This is a genomic window from Hoeflea sp. 108 (assembly GCF_000372965.1).
Classification (GTDB): Bacteria; Pseudomonadota; Alphaproteobacteria; order Rhizobiales; family Rhizobiaceae; genus Aminobacter.
Map to the genome: position 1 here is coordinate 3,865,094 of NZ_KB890024.1, position 26,094 is coordinate 3,891,187.

Consider the following 26,094-nt stretch of genomic DNA (forward strand, 5'->3'; position numbering starts at 1 on the left):
TTCGGGGTAAACCCGCTTGCGCAATCGACTTTAGCTGGACTAAAGTTCATCGAAATTATGAAGTCAAGCGGAAAGACAGCAATGCCCCTCGAAAGCGATCTGGCGGACAGCCCGACGGCAAGCCTGCCGGAGCCCGAGGCATCGGCTGCCGCTTCGATCGGCGAAATGCTGAGGACGCGGCGCAAGGCCATAGGCAAGACCATGAAGCAGGTGGCTGTCGAGGCCGGCCTCACCGAAGGCTTCATCAGCCAGATCGAGCGCGGGATTTCGACGCCGTCACTAATCTCGCTCTACAAGGTCGCCACCGCACTCGGGACCAGCGTCGACACCTTCCTGTCGCAGCCGCCCGAGCATGCGCATTCGATGGTCTCCCACGCCGGCGAGCGTCACGGCTACAATGTCGAGACCAAGGAGCGTGTTTACGAGATCATCGAGCGCGGCTTTCCCGGTGCCGCCCTCAACGGCTGTATCACGCTGATGCCCTCAGGCTATGCCTCGGAGCTCACCACTCACCAGGGCGAGGACTTCCTCTACCTGATCGAGGGCGAGATGCTCTACGAGATCGACGGCAAGGAGTATCTGCTCAAAGCCGGCGACACGCTGCACTTCCCCTCCTCCCTGCCCCATCGGGCCAGGAATGTCGGACCTGGACCGGCGCGCGAACTCTGGGTCGGCACCACCCGCATCCTTCCCGAGAATTGACGCCAGGCGTTGGAGCAACGGCCTGATGTTGCCCGCGGCCGCCATTCGACCTATCACCTTGCGCAGTCGGGCGATGCGCCCGGTCGCGAGCGGGTAATGTCATGAAACTGGAAACCGTCGATATCAGGCAGGCAGCATCAGCGGCCGATATCGTCTATGAGGCGCTGCGCAAGGCGATCATCGAGGGCGACCTCGCCGAGGGCGAAAACCTCAGGCAGGACCAGATCGCCTCGATGTTCAACACCAGTCGCATCCCTGTGCGCGAGGCATTGTCGCGGCTCGAGCAGAACGGCCTGATCACCACCCAGCGCTACAAGGGCGCTGTCGTGGCCGGCCTGTCGATCGAGGAAATCGCCGAGATCTTCGAGTTCCGCGCACTGGTCGAGGCCGAGGTGATCCGCCTTGCCGTGCCCAACATGGACCGCAGCACGCTTGCTCTCGCCGGCCGCCACTGCGAGGAGTTCGGCCGTGAGCCGAACTCGGCCAGATGGGGCGAGATCAACCGCAACTTCCACTATAGCCTCTACGAGGCCGCCCGCCGGCCCTATTATCTCCAGATCGTGCGCGCTTCGCTGGATCGCATCGACCGCTATCTCCGGGCGCAGCTGACGCTCACCGACGGCATGGCTCGAGCCCGCAGGGAGCATCAGGCGATCCTGGACGCCTGCGTCGAGGGCAATGCCGAAAAGGCGGCAGAGCTTACGCGCGACCACGTGCTCGGCGCCGGGCGCGCGCTGATCGCCTATCTTGAGGAAACACGATCGGGCGATGACTGACCTGTTTTCTTTCTCTGATATTGTTGCATGGGCGTTCAGATGACCATCAGGCCGATCGTCCATTTTCTCGATCCGCGTTTGCAGGCCATCGCCGCTCCGGTAACGACGTTCGACGCGGAACTGCGCATGCTCGCCGACGACCTGCTCGACACCATGCGGGCCGCCCCGGGCGTCGGCATCACCGCGCCTCATATCGGCGTGGCCAGTCGGCTGGTGGTGCTCGAACTCGAGCCGAAGCAGGTGCGTATCTACGTCAACCCGCAGATCGTCTGGACTTCGCAGGAAAAGATCCGCCACACCGAAGGCAGCGTTTCGATGCCAGGCGTCACCGACGAGATCGAGCGCCATGCCGCTGTCGAGATCGCCTATCAGGATCTCCATGGCAGAGAACTGACCGAGAAGGCCGAAGGCTTCCTTGCTGTCTGCCACCAGCACGAGATCGACCAGCTCGACGGCATCTTCTGGATCCAGCGCCTGTCGAAGCTCAAGCGCGACCGCCTGATCAAGCGCTACGACAAGATACGGCAACGCTAGTGCGACGGAAGCCGTTGATGCCAACACCGGCACGGGTTGGTTCGATGGCGCCGATTTCCACATGACGGGTAAATGTTGGGACGCTCTTGCCTATGTTCAGGGCATTTCTTGCCGCGTTGCGACAGTTGAGTCACCTCTAATGTGAGCCTGGGTGCGGAACCAATTCGCTGATCGCGTGTTTAGGCGCTGCTGGGGGACAGCTCCCATGCGTGAAACTAGGGAAGTTGCTTAAGCATCAAAGGAGCAGGATCATGAAGAAATTTGTTCTCGCCTTGGCCGTTGCTGGCATGATGTCGTTCCCTGCCTTCGCCGCCGACGGCGTCGTGAAGGAATACAACAAGGAAGCCCGCGTCATCACCCTGGAAGACGGCACCAGCTTCACCGTAGGCGCAGACGTCGCGATTCCGCCGGAAGTCAAGGTTGGCGCCAAGGTCTCGATTCAGACGGACAAGAACGACAACACCAAGGTGACGGAAGTTCTTATGAACCCGTAAGCGGGTCCCCTCGAACAGATCTTCAGGCCCTGGATACGCCCGTATCCAGGGCCTTTCAATTGCAGCCTTTTGCAGCCTGCCGATCGCCATGCAGCGCCCAGCCCACGTCCGCGTCCTGCTCGCCTACCCCTACCTGCCTGCGCGACCTACCCCGTGATGGCGTCGACGTAGCTCATTTCGAAACTTTCAGAGACGCGCGACAGACAATGCGCTGTCGGCCTTGATGATCCTGCCGGTGGCGAGGCCGAAGCTGCCTGTAGCCAGTGCTGTCATATGCCGCCAATGTTGCCGGGATCGCCCCAACTCCCCCGCCGTCGGCAAATGAGCCGGTCTTATTCCTGCACCTTCCACCCCGCTGCCCGCTGGCGATGGACATCCGCAATGATGTTCGGACCTCAAGCATACCGCCGCCTGCGCTGACATCGCCTGCCGCGCGCTCGAGGGCTGGGGGTGCAAAGGGGAAGAGCCCCATGTGCCATGGTTCGACATCCAACGACCGTTTCAAACGTCGATGTGCGAAGATTCACGCAGTCCTTTCGATTGACGAGCCTCGCGTCACACGCCACAAAGTTCCATCAACGAGCTCCTTTGCCTTCTGGTTGCTGCCTCCATCTCTGCTGAGCGGCCATGCGTAGGTGTTTCCTGCCTTGGACCCATGGAGATTCACGTTTCATGAAAATCCCCAAGAAGCTCGGCCATATCTGGATAGGTCCGAAGCAGCAGCCGTCGCAGTGGATGCAAAGCTGGATCGACCGTCACCCAGACTGGGACTACACGCTCTACGACAACGACTTCCTCCGCAAGGGCAACTTCAGGACGCGCGCCCAGATCGACGAGTACATGAAGCGCGGCTCTTATGCAGGTGCAGCGGACCTGCTGCGCTTCGAAATTCTTTACTCCGAAGGCGGCTACATGGCCGGCGCGGACAGCATTTGCGTCCATCCGGTCGATGAACTGTTTGACGACGACGGAACGCTCTATACCGTCTATGAAAATGAGTTCCTGCGCGGCCAGCTGGTAGCTCCGATTGTGGCGGCTGCACCAGGCCACCCATTCCTCAATCTGATCCTATCCATCCTGGAGAGCACACCTCCTGCCGAATTGGATCAGCCGTGGAGAACGACGGGCAATCTGTTCATTGCCGAGCTGATCGAAACACATCGGCCGGATATCGTCATCTGGCCTTCTCACGTCCTCATACCCGAGCATTTCATCGGGAGAAAATACACGGGGACCGGCAAGGTATATGCGCACCAGATGTTCGGAGAAACGACCGGCGCTTATCAATTCAGCTCGACCTTCTCCAACATGCTCGAATATCGCAGGCGCATCTATGCGTCGATGGCGCGCAAGCGATTGAGAGCGATTAGGAGAAAGAAAACGGCACAATGACCGCGCAATGCAAATTGCGGGTACGCAGCGGCGATCCGGCCTCCGTTGGAGCACGGGATTGATGTACAAGGCCTTGAGAAATGCCACACGGTCTTTTCGCCGAAAGCATGGGCCACGCGCACTCACGATCCGCCTCGGCAATTGCCTTCGCCTGAAGCTGGCGCAACTGAGGCGTAGCCGGTCCAAGGCGCTGCACATCGGCATAACGGGCAGTTCGGCCAAGTCGACGACCACTGCTCTTCTTACCCACATTCTGGAAGGTCAGGGCAGCGTCCACGCGCAGGTCTACGAGAACACGATCCCGCAACTGGCGAGGACGCTGTGCAGCACGCCATCGCTAGCGGACTACGCCGTCGCAGAGGTTGGCGCTACCATCAAAGGATCCATACGGCCGATGGCTCGCCTCCTCCGCCCCGAGGTCGCCATCGTCACCAAAGTCGGCCTGGAGCATTATTCGGCGTTTCGCGGCAAGGAAGCCGTGGCTCAGGAAAAGGGAGAACTTGTCTCGGCCTTGCAACCTGCGGGTCTTGCAATCCTCAATGCGGACGACCCGCATGTCATGGCAATGGCAAAGCGTACGGCGGCCCGCATCGTCACCTTTGGCCGGTCGGACACCGCTGACTACAGGCTGGACTCTGCCGAAGCTTCATTCCCGCGGCTCCTCAAGGTGACCGTATCCTGCAGCGAAGGAAGCTTCGAGCTGCAGACGGCTTTCGTGGGTGAAGAGTTCTGGATCGCGACCCTGGCCGCATTCGCCACCGCTGTCGAACTCGGCGTGGCACCAGATTTGGCGATATCTCGCATTGCCAGCTTCGCTGTCCCGTGGAACCGCTGCGGCATTCTCGCGACCAACGGAGGCCCTACCTTCATCGTCGATACGGTGAAGGCTCCCAATGACAGCATTCCAGCCGCCATCGCCATTCTCAGCAAGAGCCAGCCCGCCAACAAGCGCGCGGTAATCGGCTTCATTTCCGACTACACCGGCGGCCCGAGGAAGGGCGCTGCACTCGCATACGACCTTGCCTACCAATGCGCGGACCAGTTCATCTTCGTCGGCGAGAATGGCCATCGTGCCCGCCCTTCCGAGGAAGACAGGAAAAACGGCAAGTTCATCGACTTCCTTCTTCCAAAGGAGGCATCGGACTACGTCAGGGCGACTTCCCGGCCCGACGAACTGATCCTTCTCAAGGGATCCCAGACCCAGCATCTCGAACGGATTGCCCTTAGTTGGACGCATGACGTCCAATGCTGGGAAACCAATTGCGGCAAGTACATCGACTGCCTGCAATGCGGGATGGTCGAGGTCCCCTACAACGAGCATCGCAAGGCCCGCAAAGCTCGCGCGCGGGCCCTGCGGGACAAAGGCATGTCACGCTCGGGCTAGGATGTAGGCAGCAGCACCGGTCTCGGGTCCTTGACCTCGGTGCTGCTACCGCACGTCCGCCCGCGCCCGTGGCCGCGCATCGTTGCGCTCATGGGCGAAAATCGTGGCCGGCAGTGGATCGCGGTTGCGGATGATGTCGGCGCCTTTTTCGCCAACCATTATTGTCGGGCCGTTGGTGTTGCATGACGGCACCCGCGGCATCACCGAACTGTCGCAGACACGTAAGCCTTCGATGCCGTGAACCTTCAGCTCGAGGTCGACGACGGCCATGTCGTCAGTGCCCATCCTGCAGGTGCCGACGGGGTGATGGTCGGTCTTGGCATTGGCGCAGCCATAGTCGAACAGCTGTTCCTCGGTCACCTTGTCCGGCCCGGGCAGCCGCTCGGCCAGCACGAAGGGTTTCAGGGCCGCCTGCTGCATGATCTCGCGCGCGATCCTGAGCCCTTCGATCGACATCTTGCGGTCGTGCGGATCGGCCCAGTAGTTGGGGTCGATCAGCGGGGCTGCCGCCGGATCGCTTGAAGCCAGCCGCACCGTGCCGCGCGAGCGCGGATGCAGATAGGCGGAATTGAGCGTCACGCCGGCATTCTTGAGCCGGGCGACGCCAGCCTCGATACCCGAGCCCAAACCGAGGTGGAACTGGATGTCGGGCGAACGCGCGTCTGGATCGGCGTACCAGAAGCCGCCTGTCTCAAACAGGCTCGACGTCACTGGCCCGGTGCGGAACAGCACATATTGCAACCCGGCCCACAGCGTGCGGTGCAGCTTGGCGACGTTGTCGTAGGTGTGATCTCCGGTGCACTCGGAGATGACGAACAGGTCGAGATGATCCTGCATGTTCTCGCCGACGCCCTTGAGGTCGTGGACGACTGGAATGCCAATGCTCTTCAGATGATTGGCCGGACCGATGCCGGACTGAAGCAGCAGCTTGGGCGAGCCGATGGCGCCCGACGACACCAGCACTTCGCGGTCTGCACGGATCATTTCGGGACCATTGCCGCCGGCAATCTCGACACCAACGGCCCTGCCCTTTTCGACCACGACGCGCGTCACCCGCGCGCCCAGGCGAACCGTCAAATTGCGCCGGTCCTTGATCGGGCTGAGATAGGCCATCGAGGCCGAAGAGCGACGCTTGTTGCGCTGGGTCAGCTGATAGAAGCCGACGCCGGCCTGCTGGCGGCCGTTGAAATCGTGATTGTAAGGAATGCCGAGTTCCTGGCCGGCACGGATATAGGCATCGCAGATCGGCAGAGCCGCCGACGGCATCGATACGCCCAGCGGCCCGCCATAGGAGTGATAGTCGTCGGCAAAGCGTTGGTTGTCCTCGCAGCGCTTGAAATAGGGCAGCACCGAGCGATAATCCCAGCCGGTGCAGCCATCCTCGCTGGCCCAGAGATCGTAGTCGACGGCGTTGCCGCGGGTGTAGAGCTGGGCGTTGATGCTGGAGCCGCCGCCGACCACCTTGGCCTGGGTGTAGCGCAAAACCCGGTTCTTCATGTGCTTCTGCGGCACCGTCTCCCAGCCCCAGCTGGCCACGCCCTTGGTCATTTTGGCAAAGCCTGCCGGCATGTGGAACAACGGGTTCCAGTCGCCGCCGCCGGCTTCGAGCAGCAGAACGCGCACGTCCGCGTCTTCGCTCAGCCGGTTGGCAAGCACACAGCCGGCGGGACCCGCACCAGTGATGATGTAGTCGTAGATCATGTCAGGAACTCTCACAGACGCGCGACGGACAATGCCCCGTCGGCCTTGATGATGCTGCCGGTGGCGAAGCCGAAGCTGCCGGTTGCCAGCGCCGCAGCGATACGTCCGATGTCGTCCGGCTCGCCCCAGCGCCCCGCCGGCACCAGCCCGTCGGCGATCAGCCGGTCATATTTTTCCGAAACCTTGGCCGTCATGTCCGAACGGATGATGCCGGGACGTATCTCGAACACGTCGATGCCGGAACCTGCCAACCGAAGCGTCAGCCCTTGAGTGAAGGCTGCAAGCCCTGCCTTCGACATGCAGTAGTCGAGCCTTTCGGGCGAGGTCATCTCGGCCGAGATCGAGGTGATGTTGATGATCGAGCGGCGCTGGCCCGGCTGCGGCATGGCGAGCATCGCCCGCAGCACAGACTGGGTAAAGAACACCGTGCCGCGCAGGTTGACCGCCATGATCACGTCGAAATTCTCTGACGTGAGCTCAAGGAAATCGCCGCGCACTTTTGACGCGATGCCGGCATTGTTGACGAGGCAGTCGAGCCGGCCGAAGTGATCGACGATCGTCTCGACCGTAGCCGCATGGCCCTCGATCTCGGCAAGGTCGGAGGCGACAAATAGCACCTTGGCGCCATGCTTTTCGAGGCCCGACACGGCCTCGGCCGCGGTCTGGTCCTCTTCACGGTCGGTGATGGCAAGATCGAAGCCTGCCTCGGCCAGCGCCCTCGCCACGGCAAGCCCGATGCCGCGGCGCGCGCCGGTCACCAGCGCCACGGGTTTCGCCTGGGTGCTCATGCCGCCAGATCCTTCCTCGCAATATGGTCGGCGACGCGCAAAGCCTGCGCCGCAATCGTCAGCGCCGGATTGACCGCCGCCGATGTCGGCAGGAAGCTCGCATCAACGACAAACAGGTTGGGGTGGTCGAAGGCACGGCAGAAGACGTCGAGCGGCGCCTGGGCGGGGTCGGTGCCCATGCGCACCGTGCCGCATTGATGTGACGGCGTGCGCTTGTCGAAGGCGCGGGAGACCACGACGGGAAAACCCGCGCTGCGCAGCACCTGCTTGAGCTTGGCCACCAGCCGCTCATGCGCCTCCCAATTGCTGCGCACCCATTTCAGCACGATGCGCTCGCCGTCGACCATGACGCGGCTTTCCGGCGACGGCAGGTCTTCGCTCATGGCGTAGAAATCGATCGAATGCGCGGTGACGCGGTTCAGCAACCACTCCGGCACGGCAGGCATAGCACCTTTCAGGATGGTGCCCGAAATGCGCCCGAGCAGTTGCACATTGCCCAGCGGCGGCCCGCCCTCACCGTCGGAAAGGTAAAAATCATTGAAGCCAAAAGTCTTCTGATAGACCGAATCGTTGCGGAACCAGGGGCTCATGGCGATCACCGCCGTCGAGTTGTGGTTCATGAAGTTGCGGCCGACCTGGTCGGAGCGGTTGGCGAGCCCAGTCGGATTGGCATCATTGGCCGAGCGCAGCAGGAGCGCCGCCGACTGCACGGCGCCCGCCGACAGGATCACCAGCTTCGGCCGCAGCACGGCGGTCTCGCCATTGTGCAGGTAGTGGACAGCAACGATCCGCCCGTCTGCCGCCGCTTCCAGTCGCGTCACACGCGTGTCGATCTGCAGCTTGACGTTCTTATGCTTGAGCGCTGCCGCCAGCGCGGTCGTCTCCGCATCCATCTTGCCGTCGAAACTGTTTGGATGCGCATCCCATGGCGTCTTGCCCTTGGCCAGCCAACGTTCGATGTCGACGCCAAGTGGCAGCGAATAAGGCTGCACGCCCTTGGCCCTGAGCCTGGCGCGCACGCCCGCTATCGCGGGTTCGTCGGCGACAGGCGCATGGGCATAACCGCTCGAATGCCGTGGCTCCGTCGGGTCCTCGCCCAGCACCCCGCGCACCTGGTAAAGCTGTTCCGCCTTCCCGTACCAGGCCTCCAACTCGTCATAGGCGAACGGCCATGCCGGCGACACGCCGTCGAGATGCTGCATCTCGGCAAAATCCTCGCGGCGATAGCGCGTCAGCACCGCGCCGTAGAACTTTGAATTGCCGCCGACATTGTAATAGTTGCCCGGGTTGAAGCCGGTACCGTCAGCCTCGTACCAGGTCTCGTCGGGCCGAAAGTGCCCGCGCTGGAAGATGGCGCGTTGGTCGCGGTTCTCCGGTCGGTCTGCGATATGGCCGCCGGCCTCGAGAATGAGGATTTCCGCGCCGGTCGCGGCAAGGCCGGCGGCGATGGTTGCGCCGCCTACGCCTGAGCCGATGATGACGATGTCAGGCTGTCCGGACATGTCAGGCGATGCGCAGCTGGCTCTTGGGGTCGAAGAACACCGCCTTGTCCAGGTTGAAGGCGAGCTTCGTCTTCTGACCGGCATGGATTGCAGCATCGGCGCGCAGCCGCGCCACCACTTCCTTGCCGCCGAGCTTGGTGACGGCGAAGGTGTCGGAACCGGCTGGCTCCACCACCTCGATCAGGCATTCTCCCTCGGCCAGCGACTTGGCGTTGCGGTCGGCGCCGTCAGGGTCGGTCAGCGCCTCGGGTCGCACGCCGAAGATGACCTCCTTGCCCGAATAGGCCCCAAGCGCGCCATTGGCCGTTCTGATCGGCAGCGCCAGCGGCTTCTCGCTCGGCCGCTCGAGCACCACGTTGAGCCCTCCCTCGCCGCCTTCCAGACGCGCCGACAACAGGTTCATCGCCGGCGAGCCCATGAAGTCGGCAACGAACATGTTGGCCGGGCTGTTGTAGATTTCGGCCGGCGTGCCGAATTGCTGCAGCAAGCCGTCCTTCAGCACCGCGATCTTCGAGGCCAGCGTCATCGCCTCGATCTGGTCGTGGGTGACGTAGACGATGGTCGTCTTCATGCGCTGGTGCAGCCGCTTGATCTCGGTGCGCATGTCGACGCGCAGCTTGGCGTCGAGGTTGGACAGCGGCTCGTCGAACAGGAACACCTGCGGATTGCGCACCAGCGCCCGTCCCATCGCGACACGCTGGCGCTGGCCGCCGGAGAGCTGGCTCGGCTTGCGGTCGAGCAGATGCCCGATCTGCAGGATGTCGGCCACCTGCTTGATCGCCTTGTCGCGCTCGTCCTTGGGCACGCCCCGGATTTCCATGCCGAAAGCGATGTTTCCGGCCACAGTCATGTTCGGGTAGAGCGCGTAGGACTGGAACACCATGGCAATGTCGCGCTTGGACGGATGCAGCCCGGCCACAGACTTGCCGTTGATGGCGATATCGCCAGAGGTGATCGGCTCAAGTCCGGCAATGGTGTTGAGCAATGTCGACTTGCCGCAACCGGACGGGCCGACCAGCACCAGGAAGCCGCCCTTGTCGATCTCGATGTTGATGTCCTTGAGGATCTCCACCTGACCGTAGTTCTTGTAGAGATTGCTGATCTTGAGGAACGACATGGGCTTACCCCTTGACCGCGCCGGCCATCAGGCCGCGCACGAAATAGCGTCCGGAGACGATGTAGACGATGAGGGTGGGCAGGGCGGCCAAGATCGCCCCGGCAAAATGGACGTTGTATTCCTTCACGCCGGTCGACGAATTGACCAGGTTGTTCAGCGCCACCGTGATTGGAATGGAGTTGAAGCCCGAGAAGGACGAGCCGAACAGGAAGTCGTTCCAGATGTTGGTGAACTGCCAGATGACGGTGACGACGATGATCGGCCCTGACGACGGCAAAAGGATGCGTCGGAAGATCTGGAAGAAGCTGGCGCCGTCGATCTGCGCCGCACGCACCAGTTCGGTCGGGAACGCCTCATAGTAGTTGCGGAAGAACAGCGTGGTGAAGCCGAGGCCGTAGATGGCGTGGATCAGCACCAGCCCGCTGATGGTGCCGGCAAGCCCGGTCATGCCGAGAATGCGGGCCGACGGTATCAGCACGATCTGGAACGGAATGAAGCAGGCGAGCAGCATCATGCCGAAAACGATGTTGTCGCCCTTGAAGCGCCATTTGGTCAGCACATAGCCGTTGAGCGCACCAAGCATCGTCGAGATGGCGACGGCAGGAACGACCATCATGACCGAGTTGAGGAAATAGGGCTTGAGACCCGTCGGCGAGACGCCGATCTGTGCCGTCGACCAGGCCGACAGCCAAGGTGCGATCGTCCACTGTTGCGGCAGTGCCAGCATGTTGCCCTGGCGGATCTCGTCCAGTGGCTTCAGCGAATTGACGATCATCACGTAGAGCGGCAGCAGGTAGTAGACCGCAAACAGGATCAGCACGACATAGATGAGAGCTCGGGCGAAGATGCCGTTGCGGGTGGCAACGTCCTGGGAAGCGGCGCTCATTTCTTCTTCCCCAGTTCCGAGTAGAGATAGGGCACGATGATCGTGAAGATCATCATCATCATGATGATCGCCGAGGCCGCGCCCATGCCCATTTCGTTGCGGCCGAAGGTGAATTTCTGCATGAATAGCGCGGGCGTCCAGGTCGCGGTGCCGGGGCCGCCGTCGGTCATCGCCACCACAAGGTCGTAGGACTTGATGGCCAGGTGTGCGAGCACCACGAAGGCCGACAGGAACACCGGCCGCATCAGCGGAATGATGATCCGGCGGTAGATGGTCATGGTCGAGGCGCCGTCGATCTGGGCTGCCTTGATGATCTCGTTGTCGACGCCGCGCAGGCCGGCGAGGAACATAGCCATGACGAAGCCTGACGACTGCCAGACGGCTGCGATGACGATGGTGTAGATCGCCATCGGACCTTCCTTGATCCAGCGGAACGAGAAGCTTTCCCACCCCCAGGACTGCATCACGTGTTCGAGGCCGATGCCGGGATCGAGGAACCATTTCCAGGCAACGCCGGTGACGATGAAGGACAGCGCCATCGGGTAGAGATAGATCGGCCTGAGAACACCCTCGCCGCGAATCTTCTGGTCGAGGAAGATGGCCAGCGCCAGCCCGATCGCACTGCAGATGACGATGTAGAGAACCGAGAAGATCGCTAGGTTCTTCAGCGCGACGATCCAGTTCGGATGATTGAACAGGCGCACATAGTTGTTGAAGCCGACCCAGGTCGAGAAATCGGGCAACAGCTTCGAACCGGAAAACGACAGGAAGGCCGTGAAGATGATGAAGCCATAGACGAAGATCAGGATGACTGCGAAGCTCGGCGCAAGCACGAGTTTCGGCAGCCACTCCTGCAGCGTGGCGCGCGTTTCCGTCGCCGTGCGCGGCACAGCGGTCGTCGTGAGGTCTGCCATTGTTCCAGCCTCTGGTTGATGTCGACGGTTGGGTGCCCCGGCCAAAGCCGGGGCACGTAAGCTATGGAGCTATCGCTCAGCCCTTGGCGGCTGCGACCGCCTCGACCAGCGCGGCAGCGGCTGCCTTCGAGTCGAGCTCGCCGTTGAAGTGGCGGGTCACGACGTCATAAAGCGCGTTCTTGACCGCGGCCGGAGCCGCATAGCCATGCGCCATCGAGCCGAACAGCTTGCCGCTGGTGTTGGCTTCGGCCAGGTCCTTGATGCCCTTCTTGCCGCAATCGTCGAAGGCGGTGTCAGGCACATCGGTGCGCGCCGGCACCGACCCCTTGACCACGTTGAACGACGACTGGAAGGCTGGATCCTCGATGTCCGCGGCCATCTTCATCTGCGCCGCCTTCTTGTCGTCGCCGACCTTGAACATCATGAACATGTCCGAGTTGAAGGTGACCGCCCCCTGCGTGCCGGGGAAGCGGATGCAGACGAAGTCGGTGCCCGGCTTCTGGCCGGCCTTCAGGAACTCGCCCTTGGCCCAGTCACCCATCATCTGCATGCCGGCCTTGCCTTCGATGACCATGGCAGAGGCCAGGTTCCAGTCGCGGCCCGAGAAGTCCTTGTCGACATAGCTCTTCAGCTTGGCCATGCGGTCGAAGGCTTCGACCATCTTGTCCGAACCCAACGCTGCCGGGTCGAGGTCGATCATGGACGACTTGTAGAAATCGGTGCCGAGCGACAGCACGACGGCGTCGAAGATGGTGGCATCCTGCCAGGCCTGGCCGCCATGGCCGAGCGGGGTGATGCCGTTGGCCTTCATCTTGTCGAGCACGGCGACGAGTTCGTCCCAGGTCTCGGGAGCCTTGCCGCCGGCAGCGTCGAGCGCCTTCTTGTTGATCCACACCCAGTTGGTCGAGTGCACGTTCACAGGAGCGGCGATCCACTTTCCGTCATGCTTGGCGAAGTTCTGCAGGGCCACCGGAACGACCTTGTCCCAGCCTTCCTTGTCGGCCACTTCGCCGAGATCGCCCACAACGCCCTGCTTGGCCCAGTCAGTGATGTCGAAGCCAAGCGCCTGCACGGCCGTGGGCGGATCGCCTGCGGTAACGCGGGCGCGCAGCGCCGTCATCGCGGCTTCACCGCCACCGCCGGCCACCGGCATGTCTTTCCAGGTAACGCCCTGGCTCTCGAGGTTCTTCTTGAGAACGTCGAGAGCGGCAGCCTCGCCGCCCGACGTCCACCAATGAAGCACCTCGACGCTCTCGGCAGCGTGTGCCAGCGGCATCGGCGCCACGAACAGTGTCGCGATCGCTGCCGTACTCATCAAAAACTTACGCATTCCAGTTCCTCCCGGGTTGCAAGTTCCTCACGCCTGATTGCGTGACACATTTCCCTTCGGCCCCGCCTCTGGGAATTCCTCCGATCGCTTCAGCCCCGTGCCTCCTTCGGCATCCAGTGGCCCGTCCGCGCTCCGATATGCATGTTGAGCGTCTTGGTCTCGGTGTAGTCCTCCACCGCATGGCGTCCGAGTTCGCGCCCGATGCCCGACTGGCGATAGCCGCCGAAGGGCAGTTCCGAAGCGCCGTCCATGAAGGTATTCATCCAGATGGTGCCCGCGCGGACCTTGCGGCCGACGGTAAGGCAGGTGTCGAAGTCGCGGCTCCACACGCCGGCCGACAGGCCATAGTCGATCGCGTTGGCGATGCGGATCGCCTCGTCGGCAGTCTCGAAGGCAAGCACCGAAAGCACCGGTCCGAACACCTCCTCCCTCGCCACCGCCATGTCGGGGGCGACCGACGACAGGATCGTCGGCTCCATGAACTGGCCAAGGCCGAGATCGGCGGCAGACCCGCCGATGGCGACGTCAGCGCCATTGTCGCTCGCACCTTTCACGTAAGTAACGATCTTCGCAAGATGCTGCGGGGTGATGATAGCACCAACCTGCGTCGCAGGATCGAGCGGATCGCCGACCTTGACCTTGGCCGACAGCGCAGCAATCCGGCCGGTCACCTCGTCGGCGATGTCGCGATGCACGATCAGGCGCGAGCCGGCATTGCAGCACTCGCCGGCATTGAAGTAGGCGCCAAAGACGGCCGCATCGATGAAATCGTCGAGATTGGCGTCGGGAAACACGATCTGCGGGTTCTTGCCACCAAGCTCCAGCGAGACCTTCTTCAGCGTCTGCGCAGCGTTGGCCATGGTCAGCCGGCCGATGCCGGTCGACCCGGTGAACGACACCATGTCGATGTCAGGATGGCTGGTCAGCGGCGCGCCCGCCTCGGGGCCGGTGCCGACGATGATGTTGACCACGCCCGCGGGAACGCCTGCCGTCTCCAGGATTTCGCCCAGCACCAGCGTCGAACCTGACGTCAGTTCCGACGGCTTGACCACTGCCGTGCAGCCGGCAGCCAGCGCAAAGGGCAGTTTCTGGCTGACGATCAGGAACGGGAAATTCCATGGCGTGATGATCGACACCACGCCGATCGCCTCGCGTAGCACCACGCCCAGCGTACCGTCGCCCAGCGTGTTGTAGCTCTCGCCATGCAGGTCGCGGGCAAGTGCCGCAGCATAGCGCCAGATGTCCGAAGCGCCGCTGAGTTCGCCCTTGGCCTGCGAGATCGGCTTGCCTGACTCGATACAGTCGAGGAAAGCGAGCTCGTCGGCACGCTCGTCGATGATGTCGGCGGCGCGCAGCAGGATGCGCGAGCGCTCGGCGCCGGTCATGCGCGGCCAGTGGCCGTCGTCGAACGCCTTGCGGGCCGAGGCAATCGCCCGGTTCGCGTCGACAGCGGTCGCGGCCTGATAACGGCTCACCACCGTGCCGTGGCCGGGGCTGGCGCGCTCGATCGTCTTGGCTTCAGTGCCGGCGGTCCATTTACCGTCGATCAGCATCTTGAACTCGCGGACCTTGAATCCGTCGAGCGGCTTGGGACGCATCAGAACCGTCATCACCATTCTCCTGCAAACTTGGCGGCACGCTTCTCGCTAAAGGCGGCGAGCCCCTCCTTGAGGTCGCCGGTCTTGGCGACGAGGATAGAGCCCAGCGCCTCGACAGCGGTGCCATTGTCTTCGCCATTGGCAGTGGCGATCATCAGTTTTGCAACCTCGACTGCCGCAGGGCCCCGCGCCGCGATCCGTACCGCATAGTCGCGCGCCGCGGCCACCGCCCCGCCGGTCTCGACCACATGATCGACAAGTCCGAGGGCTACAGCCTCGTCGGCGGAAAACACCTCGCCACCGAGCGCCATGCGCCGCACCACCTGAGCACTGGTCCGCCGCACCAGCCGCTGCGTGCCCGACCAGCCCGGCACCATGCCGAGCCCGGTCTCGGGCAGACCGATCTTCACATGGCGTTCGGCGATACGGATGTCGGCTGCGATCGCCAGCTCCAGCCCGCCGCCCAGTGCATGGCCGTTAATGGCGGCGATCAGCGGCATACGCAGCGTTGCCAGCCTTTCGAACACGCGATGGCCGAAGCGCACCCAGGCATGACCGAACTCGCTGGGCGTCATGCCGCCCCAGGCCTTGATGTCGCCGCCGGCCGAAAACGCCTTGCCCTCGCCTGTGAGGATCGTGACCCGGATGTCGGCATTGGCCTCGACCTCGTCGCAAGCCTGGGACAGCGCCTTCAGCATGTCGATGTCAAATGCGTTGAGCTTGTCCGGTCGGGCCGCCGTGATGATTGCGACAGGCCCGTCGAACTCGACCCTGATACGCTGGTCAGCCATTGACGACCTCCAGCCTGCGCTCGGCCTTGCGCGGAAGTTTCAGCCCGATCGGCGCCTCTGCAAACAGAGAAGAATCCATCAGCTTGAGCTTATCCGAGACGATCAGCGGAAACTCCGACTGATCAAGGATATGCGCCTGCAGTTCCACCCCCGGCGCGATCTCGGTCAGCACGATGCCTTGAGGCGTCAGCTTCATCACGCAGCGTTCGGTGACATAGGTGATGTCCTGGCCCTGCTCGACGCCGCGCCGGCCCGAGAAGGTGACATGCTCGACCTCGTTGACCAGCTTCTTGAGCTTGCCTTCCTTGTCGATGACCAGCTTGCCGCCAGCGATATCGAGCTTGGCGCCCGCATTGAACATGCCCGAGAAGACGATCTTCTTCGCCCGGGCAGTGATGTCGACGAAACCGCCCGCTCCCGCCGTCACATGCGACCGGAAGCTGAGCTTGGAGACGTTAACCGAGCCGCTGCGGTCGATCTCGAGGAAGGACAGCAGCGAGGCGTCGAAGCCCGCGCCCTGGAAATAGGTGAACTGGTAGGGCGACGGCATGAAGGCGTCGGCGTTCGACGCACAGCCGAAGGCAAAGTCGAGCAGCGGCACGCCGCCAACAGCCCCCTGCTCGATCACCCAGGTGACCTCGCCATGCAGCCCCTCTTCCAGCAGGATGCGCGGCACGTTGGCCGATATGCCGAAGCCGAGATTGACCGCGCTGCCCGCCTCCAGCTCCTGCGCCACGCGGCGCGCGATCACCTTCTGGATGTTGAACTCGGGCACGCGGAAACTGTCGAGCGGCCGCATGATCTCACCCGAGATCGCCGGGTCGTAGGCCGTCTGCGTCGTTTGCTTCTGCTCTGGGTCGACGACGATGTAGTCGACCAGCATGCCCGGCACGCGCACGTCATGCGGTCGCAGCGAGCCGTCCTTGGTGATGCGCTTCACCTGGGCAATGACGATGCCGCCATTGTTGCGGGCGGCCAGCGCCTGGTCGAGCCCGCCGAGATAGGCGCCCTCATGCTCGTAGGTCAGGTTGCCGCGCTCGTCCGCCGTCGTCGCCCGGATGATCGCCACCTGAGGCTTGATCGCGGGGAAGAACAGCCAGTCCTCGCCCTCGAAGCTGACCTTCCTGACCAACGGTTCGGCCGCGGCACGCGCATTCATGGCGCAGCCCTGCCGCTCGGGATCGACGAAGGTATCGAGCCCGACCTTGGTCATCACGCCCGGCCGCTTGGCCGCTGCCTCGCGATGCATGTCGAACATGATGCCCGAGGGAACATTGTAGGCCGCCACCTCCTCATTGCCGATCATCTGCCAGATCAGCGGCGGCTCGGCGCTCGACGGCCCCGACGGATAGGAGCCGCCGATGATCTTCTTGAGCAGGCCCTTCTTCGCAATGTAGTCGACACCCTTGATGCCGCTCATGTCGCCGGCGGCAATGGGGTGCAGGGTGGTCAGGTCGCGCGGATGTCCCGTCGCGTCGAAGCGCTCGCCGATCGCCCTCAGCATCAGATCGGGACAGCCGAGCCCGCTCGACGACGACACCGAGACGACGGCACCGTCGGAGATCAATGCAGCAGCCTGGGCTGCGGTGATGTGCTTGCCCATGGTCAGAGCCTCGCCTCGATGGCAACTGCCTTGCCGGTCGCGGCCGACTTGACCACTGCAAGCCCTGTCGCCAGCGACCACACGCCATCCTCGCCCGTCGCCGACGGTTTGCCCTTGCCTGATATGGCGTCGTGGAACGACTGCAAACCCGCCTCGTAGAGATTGCGCTGGTCGAGCTTGAGTTCCTGCTCGCCCTCAGCGTTGCGCAGCACGACGGAACCGACCGGCTTCTGGGTCATGACGTTGCGCGCGATGAGCGAACCCTCGGTGCCATGTACCTCGAAACCCGTCTCTGCAAACCTGGTGGTGAACGCATCGTGGAACTGGGCGATCACGCCCGACTTGAAGCGCAGCACACCCATCACGGCGTCTTCCAGCCCCGCCTGTCCCATGCCGCCAGTCTGGCTGAAGGCCACGGCCTCCACCGGATCGTCATTGAGCACGAAGCGCAAAGTGTCGGCGTCATGCACAGTGATGTCGAGGATCACACCACCACCGGCCTGCGGCTTGTCGAGCCGCCAGCCCTGCAGATGCGGCGGCAGGTAGACGGCGTGGAACACCCGCGCCGCCAGCGGCTTGCCGATACGGCCCGCAGCGATCGCATCGCGCATCGCCCGGTGGCTCGCCGCATTGCGCAGATGGTGGTTGGTCGCAAAAACGACGCCAGCGTCACGCGCGGCCTTCACCATTGCCAGTGCATCGTCGAGCGTCAGCGCCAGCGGCTTCTCGCACAGCACATGCTTGCCGGCCCTGGCCGCTGCAATCGCCTGCTCCAGATGCAGTTCGTTGGTGGTCGAAATGTAGACGGCATCGACACCGGCATCGCCGACGATGTCGTCCAGCGACGTCACCGACTTCGCGATACCGTTCGCCTGGGCATAGGCCCGGCCGCGTTCGGCATTGGTGCTCATGACAGACACGACCTCGCCGCCGGTCGCACGGATCGCGCCGATGACCCATTCCCTGGCGATGGTGCTCGCCCCGATCAGACCCCAGCGCGTCATGCCGTCATCGCCTCTCGCTTTGTCCGCCGTGCCGCGCCGCAGCTTTCGCGCACCACCAGCCGCACCGAAGCGACCAGCGCCTCTGGCTCGAAATCACCCGAATTGATCTGCTTGAGCAGCAACTGTGCTGCCCGCCGGCCCATGCCCTGCGGATCGACCGAAACCGTGGTCAGCGCCGGCACCGCCGTTTTTGCCTCGATCACGTCGTCGAAGCCGATGACGCCGAAATCGACGCCCGGTTCGATGCGGGCGCTGCGCAGCCCGTCGCAGGCACCGAAGGCTACCGCATCATTGAAGCAGAGCGCCGCCGTCGGCCGGTCGGCCATAGACAACAGCCGCTCGACCGCCGCCACACCGCCTGCGCGCGACGGCGCCGAGCTGATCACCAGCTCGTCCGAGGCATCCAGTCCCGCCTCCACCAGCGCGTCGCGAAAACCGCGCATGCGTTCGTCGAATACGGCCGTGTCGTTGAAGCCGCCAAGGAAGGCGATGCGCCGATGACCCAGCTCGATCAGGTGGCGCACGGCCGCCGCCGCCCCTGCATGCCCGTCCGACACGACGGAGGATACCTTGAGCCCCGGCACGTTGCGCGCCACCAGCACCACGGGAATGCCGCTGTCGACCAGCGGCCTGAGATCGGCTGACGTCGTCCCTCGCGCCGGCGACAGGATCAGCCCGGCCATGCCATGCTCGCGCATCGAGGCGATCACCTCGGCCTGGCGGTCGGGATTCTCGGCTGAATTGGCCATGAACTGGATATAGCCGGCCGACTGCACCACCATGTCCATGCCAACGGCCAGCTCAGCAAAGAAGCTGTTGGTCAGGTCGTTGACGACGATGCCGACGATCTTGGATTTCGACTGGCGCAGATTGGCAGCACTTCGGTTGTAGACATAACCGAGTTCGCGAATGACAGCGCCCACCTTGGCGCGGGTCGCCTCGTTGACCAGCGAACTGCCTTGCAGCACCAGCGACACGGTCGACTTCGACACGCCGGCAGCGCGCGCAACATCGACAACTGTCACCTTCGACTGCTTCAACGCCATCCTCCCAGAAGGGCTCGTAAGCGGGCATCTCCGGCCCGTTTTGCGAGTCCAATAATTGGAACGTTCCAAATTGTCAAGCAAGCAAGACGGCGGGGGCAGCCATTTCCAGGCGACCTGCCAGAGAGAAAACCCAGCGAGCCTGGTGCCAGAATTGTGTACAATTGACATATTCAAACGATTTACTACGTTTTCAGGCGCTTTCAGCAGCGCGCAGGCACAACTCTTGGACCATCCGGAGCCGCTCACTCGCTGATCGGCCAAAAACCAACTTGAAATTTGGAACGTTCTAAATTACGAGATGCAGCCGATCAGGGGAGGAACCCATGGCCAGGCAGGTGAAACTTCCACAGGCGGACCGGACCGTCGAGACCTACGCCCTGTCAGGCACGCCGACAGATAGGCCGGCAACGCGCCCCACATTCAGCCGCATCGCCTATGCCGCGGCCCATGTCGTCTCCGACCCGTGGGCGGATGCCACGCCCTGGAACAGCCCTGTCATCGACTGGGATGCCACCATGGCTTTCAGACATCATCTCTGGTCGCTCGGTTTCCGCATCGCCGAGGCGATGGACACTTCGCAGCGCGGCATGGGGCTCGACTGGGCCGGGGCGCAGGAGCTGATCCGCCGTTCGCTGGCCGAAGCGCGCACGGTAGCGGGCGCCGACCTCGCCTGCGGCGCCGGCACCGATCAACTCGACAAGCGCGACGCCCGCACGCTTGACGACGTGATCTCGGCCTATGAGGAGCAACTCGGCTTCATCGAAAAGCACGGTGGTCGCGCCATCATGATGGCGAGCCGCGCACTCGCCCATGTCGCCCAATCCCGCGACGACTATCGCAAGGTTTATGGCCGCATTCTCGGCCAGGCCAAGGACAAGGTCGTACTGCATTGGCTGGGCGACATGTTCGATCCCGAGTTGAGAGGCTACTGGGGTGGCGAGCGTTTCGAGGACACACTGGAGACGGTGCTTTCGATCATCGCCGACCACAAGGACAAGGTCGAAGGCATCAAGATCTCGCTGCTCGACCAGGCCTATGAGGTTGAACTGCGCCACCGGCTGCCCCAGGACGTGATCTGCTTCACCGGCGACGACTTCAACTATGCCGCCCTGATCGAAGGCGACGGCACGCGCCACAGCCATGCCTTGCTTGGCATCTTCGACGCCGTCGCCCCGCAAGCCTCCAAGGCGCTGTCAGCCCTGGCCAGCAACGATCTCGCCACCTTCCGCAGCACAATCGAGCCGACGGTGCCGCTGTCGCGAAAAATCTTCGAGGCGCCGACGCAATACTACAAGGCCGGCGTCGTCTTCCTCGCCTGGCTCAACGGCCACCAGAGCCATTTCACCATGCCGGCAGGCATGCAGTCCGCCCGTGGTGCCCTGCACTACGCCGACATTTTCCGCCTCGCCGACCAGGCCAACGTTCTGGACAAGCCGAACCTGGCCGTCGAGCGCATGGCGGCGCTGATGACGCAGTACGGCTTCGCCTGACCGGCTACATCAGCCCGAGCTGCTTGTAGAAACCGAGCGCGTCGTAATAGTCGCTCTGGCTGGCGATCTTGCCGTCCTTGATCGAGAACATCGAAGCCCCGGTGAAAGAGAACTTCTTGCCGGTGGCCTTGGTGCCGTCGGCCCAGTCACCGGTGTTGGTGCCGGAAAACTCCCATTCGAACGACACACGGTCATCCTGCACCACGGGGTTGCCCTTCATCTGCCAGACGGCGTCGGGCACGGCTTTGAGGAAATTGTCGATGACGCCCGCCTTGGCGGCGTCCTTGCCTTCGACCGGTTTGCCGACCGAAGCGTCGTAATAGACGACGTTGTCGGCAAAATGCTCGGCCGCCTTGGCCGAGTCGTGCGCATTCCACGCGGCGAGATAGGCCCCGACGACGGCCTGCGGCGTGTCCTGCGCCAACGCCGGGCCGATGGCCGGGACCGTGGCGATCAATGCAGCAAAGGTTGCGGATGCGAGAAACTGACGGCGATGCATGCCTTTTCCTCCCTTTTTCCTTCTCCCCGTTCACGGGGAGAAGGTGGCCCGAAGGGCCGGTTGAGGGGCAGCGTTTCGATCTATCGGCTTGGCTCAGCCCCTCATCTGCCTACCGGCATCTTCTCCGTAAACGGGGAGAAGAGATCTACCCATGCGCGATCATCACGTGGCGCACGGCGGTATAGTCCTCCAGCGCGTAGACCGACATGTCCTTGCCGTAGCCGGACTGCTTGAGGCCGCCATGTGGCATCTCGTTGGTCAGCATGAAGTGGGTATTGATCCAGGTGCAGCCATATTGCAGCCGCGCCGCCGTCGACATGCCGCGCGAGATGTCCTTGGTCCACACCGAAGACGCCAGGCCGTAGTCGCTGTCATTGGCCCAGTTGACCGCCTCGTCGACGTCGGAGAAGCGCGTCACCGACACCACCGGGCCGAACACTTCACGGCGCACGATCTCGTCCTCCTGCAGCGCACCGGCAACGACCGTCGGCTGGTAATAGAAGCCACCGCCCTCGCCCGGTTTGCCGCCTGTCGTGATCTCGATGTGCTTGAGTTCCGAAGCGCGCTCGACGAAGGAGGCGACGCGGTCCCGCTGGCGCCTTGAGATGAGCGGCCCGATCTCGTTTTCGGTGTCGTCGGCCTGGCCGAAGCGAATGGTCGACACCGCCGACGACAGGTCGGCGACAAGCTTGTCGTAGACCTTCTTGCCGGCATAGATGCGGCAGGCTGCCGTGCAGTCCTGGCCGGCATTGTAGTAGCCGAAGGCGCGCAGGCCACTGACCACGGCGTCGATGTCGGCATCGTCGAAGACGATGACCGGCGCCTTACCGCCGAGTTCGAGATGTGTGCGCTTGACCGACTTTGCCGCCGCTTGCAGCACCTTCTTGCCGGTGGCGACGTCGCCGGTGATCGAGATCATGCTGACCGCCTGATGGTTGATCAGCGTGTTGCCGACGCTCTCGCCACGGCCGAGCACGACATTGACCACGCCCTCCGGCAACACATCGGCGAGGATCTTTGCCAGCTTCAGCGCCGTCAGTGGCGTCTGCTCCGAAGGCTTGAAGACAACCGTGTTGCCGCCGGCAATCGCGGGCGCCAGCTTCCACGCCATCATCATCAGCGGATAGTTCCACGGCGCGATGGAGGCGACGATGCCGACCGGATCGCGTCGGATCATCGAGGTGTGGCCGGGCAGGTACTCGCCCGCCACCAACCCTGGCATCGAACGCACTGCGCCGGCAAAAAAGCGGTAGCAGTCGACGATGGCAGGAATCTCGTCGTTGAGAACGGCATTGATCGGCTTGCCGCAGTTGAGCGCCTCGAGGCGGGCGAACTCGGCCGCCTCGGCCTCGATGCGATCGGCGATCTTGAGCAGATAGCCCGAGCGCTGCGCCGGCGTCGTCTTCGACCAGCTCGCGAACGCTCTCTGGGCTGCCGTCACGGCCGTTTCGATCTGAACAGGCGAAGCTTCCGGCAGGCTGAGGATCGTCTCGCCGGTGCGCGGATTGAGGATCGCTTCTTCCGTCTCGGTCCCCCGCTCGAACTTCGAGCCGATGAGCATCTGGGTGTCCATGATTTCTCCCTTTCGATCTTATTTCCCCGCCCCGGCGATCTGGTCGCCTTCGCGGGTCAGGTAATAGGCGGCAAGGATGGGCAGCAGGGTCGCGAGAACCACGACCATGGCAACCACATTGGTGACCGGGCGCTGGCGCGGGCGCACCAACTCCTCGAGCATCCAGATCGGCAGCGTCTGCTGCTGCCCGGCAGTGAAAGTGGTGACGATGACCTCGTCGAACGACAGCGCAAAGGCGAGCATGCCGCCGGCGAGAAGTGCCGTGCCGATATTGGGCAGGATCACATATCGGAACGTCTGGAAACCGTCGGCGCCGAGATCCATCGACGCCTCGAGCAGCGAACCCGAGGTACGGCGGAACCGCGCCACCGCATTGTTGTAGACGACCACGACGCAGAAGGTCGCGTGTCCCAGCACGATTGTCCAGAATGAGAACGGGATCTCCGCCAGGCTGAACGCCGAGCGCAATGCGATGCCGGTAATGATGCCGGGCAACGCGATGGGCAGGATGACCAACAGCGAGATCGCCTCGCGGCCGAAGAAACGGGTCTGGCTGACGGCGGCAGCGCAGAGTGTGCCGAGCACGAGCGCAATTGCCGTAGAGATCGCCGCGACCTGCACCGACAGTCCCAGCGCCTGCCAGACATCCGGCCGGCCCCACGTCACCGCAAACCACTGCGTGGTGAAACCGGGCGGCGGCCACTGGTAGCTCTTCTCCTCGGTCGTAAAGGCATAGACGAAGATCAGCAGGATCGGCAGATGCAGGAAGGCAAGCCCTGCGGCAGCCGCGATCTTCAGTCCGCGCGGGGCCGATTGGGAACGGTCAGAGCGCATCGAAAGCTCCCATGCGTTTGGCACCCCACAGATAAAACCCCATGATGACGATGGGCACGACGGTGAAGGCCGCGGCGAGCGGGATGTTGCCGGCAGTTCCCTGCTGGGCATAGACGGCCTGGCCGATGAACAGTCTCGATGTACCGATGATCTGCGGGATGATGTAGTCGCCGAGCGTCAGCGAGAAGGTGAAGATCGAGCCTGCGACAATGCCGGGCAGCGCCAGCGGAAACAGCACGTTGCGGAATGTCTGCCCGGGCGAAGCGCCGAGATCGGACGATGCCTCGACCAGATTGCCCGGCACGCGCTCCAGTGCGGCCTGGATCGGCAGGATCATGAACGGCAGCCAGACATAGACGAAGACGATGAAAGTACCGGTGAACGACACCGACAAGGAGTTGCCGCCGACGACCGGCAGCGACAGCCAGCTGTCGAGCAGCCATGAGAGATGCAGCTTGGCGAACAGCCAGGTGAGGATGCCTTCCTTGGCCAGGATCAGCTTCCACGCATAGATCTTGACCAGGTAGCTCGACCACAAGGGCAGCATGACTGCGAGATAGAACAGCGCTTTCCACGTGCCGCGGGCATAACGTGCCGCATAGTAGGCGATGGGAAATGCGACGATGGCAGAAGCCAGCGTCACGACCGCGGCCATCGTCACGGTGCGGACGATGATGTCGACATTCGCCGCCTGGAACAGATCGCCATAGGTCTTGAGTGTGAACTGGCGGCTGATCAGGCCCGAATACTCGTCGATCGAAAAGAAGCTCTGTGCCAAAAGCGCCAGTAGCGAACCGATATAGATGACACCGAGCCATAGGAGCGGCGGCGCCAGCATCAGGAAAAGCAGCAGCGCCGGGCGGCGCCACAACAGGTCCGACAGCGACCCGGCAAGGCCGCCGCGCTTGGGCAGGATCGCAGCCGCGCCCGTCGAGCCGGTAACAGCCTGGACGCTCATGCCTGCTCATCCATCAAATGGAGCTGGTCGCGGTTGAAGGTCAGCACGACATGGGCGCCGTCCTCGGGGACAGCGGTGCCCGACGGCACTGTCGCATGAAGTCTGAGGCCGTCGGCGTCGAGCGCAAGCTTGGTTGCGGCACCGAGATAATGGCGGGAGACGATGCGTGCAGCGACGCCGTCACCCGTCGCATCGCGTCCGACGCGGATCTGTTCCGGCCTCAGGCTGCCCCAGCGATGCTGGCCGGCATAACGCTGGACGAATTCGGGCGGCAGCACGTTGGACGAGCCGACGAAATCGGCGACGAAGCGCGAAGCCGGACGCTGGTAGATGTCTTCGGGTGCGCCGACCTGCATGATGCGGCCATTGTTGAACACGGCAACCCGGTCGGCCATCGACAGCGCCTCGCCCTGGTCGTGGGTGACGAAGACGAAGGTGATGCCGAGCGCCTTCTGCAAGGCCTTGAGCTCTTCCTGCATGCTCTCGCGCAGCTTGAGGTCGAGCGCGCCAAGCGGCTCGTCGAGCAACAGCACCTTGGGCTTGTTGACCAGCGCGCGCGCCAGCGCCACGCGCTGCCGCTGGCCGCCCGACAGCTGCCCCGGCTTGCGGCTGCCATAGCCCGGCAGCTGCACAAGCTTGAGTGCGTCTTCAGCAGCGCGGTGGCGCTCGTCCTTGCCGATGCCCTTGACCATCAGCCCGTAGGCGACGTTGTCGAGCACGTTGAGATGCGGGAACAGCGCGTAGTCCTGGAACACCGTGTTGACGTTGCGCCGGTAGGGCGGCACACCCTCGGCGCGTTCACCGAAGATCGAGATGCTGCCCGAGGTCGGTTGCTCGAAACCGGCGATCAGCCTGAGGCAGGTGGTCTTGCCCGAGCCCGAAGGCCCCAGCATGGCAAAGAACTCGCCGGGTTTGATCTCGAGGTCGACAGCATCGACCGCGTGCACCGCGCCGAAGTGGCGGGAGGTTTTCTGAAAGGCGACTGCTGGGGTCATCGTCTTTAGCTTCCGAAGTCTGGGCCATGCCGGCAGGGTGATGTGCCCATGCCATGGCAGCGCATCCGGCCGCCCCACGGCCGCCGATGCTTGTATGCCGCCGTCAGGCGGTCGTTTCAGGTCGGTTGGTGCCCTCCGCCCCCTCTCCCCGCTGGGAGAGGGTTGGCCGCAAGCGGCCTGGCG

At 63.3% G+C, this 26,094-nt stretch carries 24 protein-coding genes; 7 read left to right on the forward strand and 17 right to left on the reverse strand.

Translation table 11 applies throughout. The annotated features are described in order from the left end of the window. Nucleotides 1-81: 81 nt before the first annotated feature. The 6 genes from B015_RS31225 to B015_RS31230 all read left to right on the forward strand — a co-directional run bounded on the left by B015_RS31225 (nt 82) and on the right by B015_RS31230 (nt 5,282). Nucleotides 82-702, forward strand: coding sequence for a cupin domain-containing protein (locus tag B015_RS31225; RefSeq protein WP_018429356.1), 621 nt, complete (start codon nt 82-84; stop codon nt 700-702). Between the two features lie 101 nt (nt 703-803). Further along, nucleotides 804-1,478, forward strand: a complete 675-nt coding sequence (locus B015_RS0119180) for a GntR family transcriptional regulator (RefSeq protein ID WP_018429357.1) — start codon at nt 804-806, stop codon at nt 1,476-1,478. 39 nt (nt 1,479-1,517) lie between these two features. Then, a complete protein-coding gene (locus B015_RS0119185; RefSeq protein ID WP_026227484.1) occupies nt 1,518-2,012 on the forward strand; it encodes a peptide deformylase in 495 nt (164 codons plus the stop codon). A 251-nt stretch (nt 2,013-2,263) separates the two neighbouring features. Then, nucleotides 2,264-2,506 (forward strand): DUF1344 domain-containing protein, encoded by a 243-nt coding sequence (locus tag B015_RS0119190; protein ID WP_018429359.1) that lies wholly within the window; start codon nt 2,264-2,266, stop codon nt 2,504-2,506. A gap of 672 nt (nt 2,507-3,178) precedes the next feature. Next, complete coding sequence (locus B015_RS0119200) at nt 3,179-3,898, forward strand: glycosyltransferase (RefSeq protein ID WP_018429360.1); 720 nt, start codon at nt 3,179-3,181, stop codon at nt 3,896-3,898. 61 nt (nt 3,899-3,959) lie between these two features. After that, nucleotides 3,960-5,282, forward strand: a complete 1,323-nt coding sequence (locus B015_RS31230) for a Mur ligase family protein (protein ID WP_157632785.1) — start codon at nt 3,960-3,962, stop codon at nt 5,280-5,282. Between the two features lie 45 nt (nt 5,283-5,327). Here B015_RS31230 and B015_RS0119210 read toward each other — a convergent pair whose 3' ends face one another. The 12 genes from B015_RS0119210 to B015_RS0119265 all read right to left on the reverse strand — a co-directional run bounded on the left by B015_RS0119210 (nt 5,328) and on the right by B015_RS0119265 (nt 19,556). Next, a complete protein-coding gene (locus B015_RS0119210) occupies nt 5,328-6,983 on the reverse strand; it encodes a GMC family oxidoreductase N-terminal domain-containing protein (RefSeq protein ID WP_018429362.1) in 1,656 nt (551 codons plus the stop codon). Between the two features lie 11 nt (nt 6,984-6,994). After that, nucleotides 6,995-7,771, reverse strand: coding sequence for a 3-ketoacyl-ACP reductase (locus B015_RS0119215; RefSeq protein ID WP_018429363.1), 777 nt, complete (start codon nt 7,769-7,771; stop codon nt 6,995-6,997). Continuing rightward, nucleotides 7,768-9,273 carry a GMC family oxidoreductase gene (locus tag B015_RS0119220; RefSeq protein ID WP_018429364.1) on the reverse strand — a complete coding sequence of 502 codons (1,506 nt, stop codon included), beginning with the start codon at nt 9,271-9,273 and terminating at the stop codon, nt 7,768-7,770. Before B015_RS0119220 ends, B015_RS0119215 begins: the two co-directional genes overlap by 4 nt. 1 nt (nt 9,274) lies before the next feature. Continuing rightward, nucleotides 9,275-10,390, reverse strand: coding sequence for an ABC transporter ATP-binding protein (locus tag B015_RS0119225; protein ID WP_018429365.1), 1,116 nt, complete (start codon nt 10,388-10,390; stop codon nt 9,275-9,277). 4 nt (nt 10,391-10,394) lie between these two features. Next, nucleotides 10,395-11,276, reverse strand: a complete 882-nt coding sequence (locus B015_RS0119230; RefSeq protein WP_018429366.1) for a carbohydrate ABC transporter permease — start codon at nt 11,274-11,276, stop codon at nt 10,395-10,397. Further along, the gene (locus B015_RS0119235; protein WP_018429367.1) at nt 11,273-12,190 is read right to left on the reverse strand and encodes a sugar ABC transporter permease; all 918 of its coding nucleotides are present in this window, start codon (nt 12,188-12,190) and stop codon (nt 11,273-11,275) included. The genes B015_RS0119230 and B015_RS0119235 overlap by 4 nt, the downstream gene beginning before the upstream one ends. A gap of 76 nt (nt 12,191-12,266) precedes the next feature. Continuing rightward, nucleotides 12,267-13,520 carry an ABC transporter substrate-binding protein gene (locus B015_RS0119240; RefSeq protein ID WP_026227486.1) on the reverse strand — a complete coding sequence of 418 codons (1,254 nt, stop codon included), beginning with the start codon at nt 13,518-13,520 and terminating at the stop codon, nt 12,267-12,269. Between the two features lie 89 nt (nt 13,521-13,609). Continuing rightward, nucleotides 13,610-15,130: an aldehyde dehydrogenase family protein gene (locus B015_RS0119245; RefSeq protein ID WP_026227487.1), complete on the reverse strand. Its 1,521-nt coding sequence runs from the start codon at nt 15,128-15,130 to the stop codon at nt 13,610-13,612. Next, nucleotides 15,130-15,909, reverse strand: coding sequence for an enoyl-CoA hydratase/isomerase family protein (locus tag B015_RS0119250; protein ID WP_018429370.1), 780 nt, complete (start codon nt 15,907-15,909; stop codon nt 15,130-15,132). Before B015_RS0119250 ends, B015_RS0119245 begins: the two co-directional genes overlap by 1 nt. Beyond that, nucleotides 15,902-17,512 carry an acyl CoA:acetate/3-ketoacid CoA transferase gene (locus tag B015_RS0119255; protein WP_018429371.1) on the reverse strand — a complete coding sequence of 537 codons (1,611 nt, stop codon included), beginning with the start codon at nt 17,510-17,512 and terminating at the stop codon, nt 15,902-15,904. Before B015_RS0119255 ends, B015_RS0119250 begins: the two co-directional genes overlap by 8 nt. Before the next feature lie 2 nt (nt 17,513-17,514). Next, nucleotides 17,515-18,516: a Gfo/Idh/MocA family oxidoreductase gene (locus B015_RS0119260; protein ID WP_018429372.1), complete on the reverse strand. Its 1,002-nt coding sequence runs from the start codon at nt 18,514-18,516 to the stop codon at nt 17,515-17,517. Further along, a complete protein-coding gene (locus B015_RS0119265) occupies nt 18,513-19,556 on the reverse strand; it encodes a LacI family DNA-binding transcriptional regulator (RefSeq protein ID WP_026227489.1) in 1,044 nt (347 codons plus the stop codon). The genes B015_RS0119260 and B015_RS0119265 overlap by 4 nt, the downstream gene beginning before the upstream one ends. A 329-nt stretch (nt 19,557-19,885) precedes the next feature. On the opposite strand from B015_RS0119265, the gene B015_RS0119270 reads away from it, so the two are divergent. Next, on the forward strand, nt 19,886-21,052 hold the full coding sequence (locus B015_RS0119270) for a dihydrodipicolinate synthase family protein (RefSeq protein WP_018429374.1): 1,167 nt from the start codon (nt 19,886-19,888) through the stop codon (nt 21,050-21,052). 4 nt (nt 21,053-21,056) lie between these two features. Here B015_RS0119270 and B015_RS0119275 read toward each other — a convergent pair whose 3' ends face one another. The 5 genes from B015_RS0119275 to B015_RS0119295 all read right to left on the reverse strand — a co-directional run bounded on the left by B015_RS0119275 (nt 21,057) and on the right by B015_RS0119295 (nt 25,911). Next, complete coding sequence (locus tag B015_RS0119275; protein WP_018429375.1) at nt 21,057-21,551, reverse strand: ester cyclase; 495 nt, start codon at nt 21,549-21,551, stop codon at nt 21,057-21,059. A 145-nt stretch (nt 21,552-21,696) separates the two neighbouring features. Then, nucleotides 21,697-23,124 carry a gamma-aminobutyraldehyde dehydrogenase gene (locus B015_RS0119280; RefSeq protein ID WP_018429376.1) on the reverse strand — a complete coding sequence of 476 codons (1,428 nt, stop codon included), beginning with the start codon at nt 23,122-23,124 and terminating at the stop codon, nt 21,697-21,699. 18 nt (nt 23,125-23,142) lie between these two features. Then, nucleotides 23,143-23,958 carry an ABC transporter permease gene (locus B015_RS0119285; protein WP_018429377.1) on the reverse strand — a complete coding sequence of 272 codons (816 nt, stop codon included), beginning with the start codon at nt 23,956-23,958 and terminating at the stop codon, nt 23,143-23,145. Further along, nucleotides 23,948-24,916 (reverse strand): ABC transporter permease, encoded by a 969-nt coding sequence (locus B015_RS0119290; RefSeq protein WP_018429378.1) that lies wholly within the window; start codon nt 24,914-24,916, stop codon nt 23,948-23,950. The genes B015_RS0119285 and B015_RS0119290 overlap by 11 nt, the downstream gene beginning before the upstream one ends. Beyond that, nucleotides 24,913-25,911, reverse strand: coding sequence for an ABC transporter ATP-binding protein (locus B015_RS0119295; RefSeq protein ID WP_018429379.1), 999 nt, complete (start codon nt 25,909-25,911; stop codon nt 24,913-24,915). Before B015_RS0119295 ends, B015_RS0119290 begins: the two co-directional genes overlap by 4 nt. Nucleotides 25,912-26,094 lie beyond the last annotated feature (183 nt).

Excerpts from the sequence above, each read along its gene's own strand:
- B015_RS31230 (WP_157632785.1), top strand. The coding sequence starts at position 3,960 with ATGTACAAGGCCTTGAGAAATGCCACACGGTCTTTTCGCCGAAAGCAT.
- B015_RS31225 (WP_018429356.1), top strand. The coding sequence starts at position 82 with ATGCCCCTCGAAAGCGATCTGGCGGACAGCCCGACGGCAAGCCTGCCG.
- B015_RS0119260 (WP_018429372.1), bottom strand. The coding sequence starts at position 18,516 with ATGACGCGCTGGGGTCTGATCGGGGCGAGCACCATCGCCAGGGAATGG.
- B015_RS0119225 (WP_018429365.1), bottom strand. The coding sequence starts at position 10,390 with ATGTCGTTCCTCAAGATCAGCAATCTCTACAAGAACTACGGTCAGGTG.
- B015_RS0119245 (WP_026227487.1), bottom strand. The coding sequence starts at position 15,130 with ATGACGGTTCTGATGCGTCCCAAGCCGCTCGACGGATTCAAGGTCCGC.
- B015_RS0119290 (WP_018429378.1), bottom strand. The coding sequence starts at position 24,916 with ATGAGCGTCCAGGCTGTTACCGGCTCGACGGGCGCGGCTGCGATCCTG.
- B015_RS0119230 (WP_018429366.1), bottom strand. The coding sequence starts at position 11,276 with ATGAGCGCCGCTTCCCAGGACGTTGCCACCCGCAACGGCATCTTCGCC.
- B015_RS0119285 (WP_018429377.1), bottom strand. The coding sequence starts at position 23,958 with ATGCGCTCTGACCGTTCCCAATCGGCCCCGCGCGGACTGAAGATCGCG.
- B015_RS0119270 (WP_018429374.1), top strand. The coding sequence starts at position 19,886 with ATGGCCAGGCAGGTGAAACTTCCACAGGCGGACCGGACCGTCGAGACC.
- B015_RS0119295 (WP_018429379.1), bottom strand. The coding sequence starts at position 25,911 with ATGACCCCAGCAGTCGCCTTTCAGAAAACCTCCCGCCACTTCGGCGCG.
- B015_RS0119275 (WP_018429375.1), bottom strand. The coding sequence starts at position 21,551 with ATGCATCGCCGTCAGTTTCTCGCATCCGCAACCTTTGCTGCATTGATC.
- B015_RS0119200 (WP_018429360.1), top strand. The coding sequence starts at position 3,179 with ATGAAAATCCCCAAGAAGCTCGGCCATATCTGGATAGGTCCGAAGCAG.
- B015_RS0119185 (WP_026227484.1), top strand. The coding sequence starts at position 1,518 with ATGACCATCAGGCCGATCGTCCATTTTCTCGATCCGCGTTTGCAGGCC.
- B015_RS0119235 (WP_018429367.1), bottom strand. The coding sequence starts at position 12,190 with ATGGCAGACCTCACGACGACCGCTGTGCCGCGCACGGCGACGGAAACG.
- B015_RS0119180 (WP_018429357.1), top strand. The coding sequence starts at position 804 with ATGAAACTGGAAACCGTCGATATCAGGCAGGCAGCATCAGCGGCCGAT.
- B015_RS0119280 (WP_018429376.1), bottom strand. The coding sequence starts at position 23,124 with ATGGACACCCAGATGCTCATCGGCTCGAAGTTCGAGCGGGGGACCGAG.
- B015_RS0119215 (WP_018429363.1), bottom strand. The coding sequence starts at position 7,771 with ATGAGCACCCAGGCGAAACCCGTGGCGCTGGTGACCGGCGCGCGCCGC.
- B015_RS0119250 (WP_018429370.1), bottom strand. The coding sequence starts at position 15,909 with ATGGCTGACCAGCGTATCAGGGTCGAGTTCGACGGGCCTGTCGCAATC.
- B015_RS0119255 (WP_018429371.1), bottom strand. The coding sequence starts at position 17,512 with ATGGGCAAGCACATCACCGCAGCCCAGGCTGCTGCATTGATCTCCGAC.
- B015_RS0119220 (WP_018429364.1), bottom strand. The coding sequence starts at position 9,273 with ATGTCCGGACAGCCTGACATCGTCATCATCGGCTCAGGCGTAGGCGGC.
- B015_RS0119240 (WP_026227486.1), bottom strand. The coding sequence starts at position 13,520 with ATGCGTAAGTTTTTGATGAGTACGGCAGCGATCGCGACACTGTTCGTG.
- B015_RS0119210 (WP_018429362.1), bottom strand. The coding sequence starts at position 6,983 with ATGATCTACGACTACATCATCACTGGTGCGGGTCCCGCCGGCTGTGTG.
- B015_RS0119190 (WP_018429359.1), top strand. The coding sequence starts at position 2,264 with ATGAAGAAATTTGTTCTCGCCTTGGCCGTTGCTGGCATGATGTCGTTC.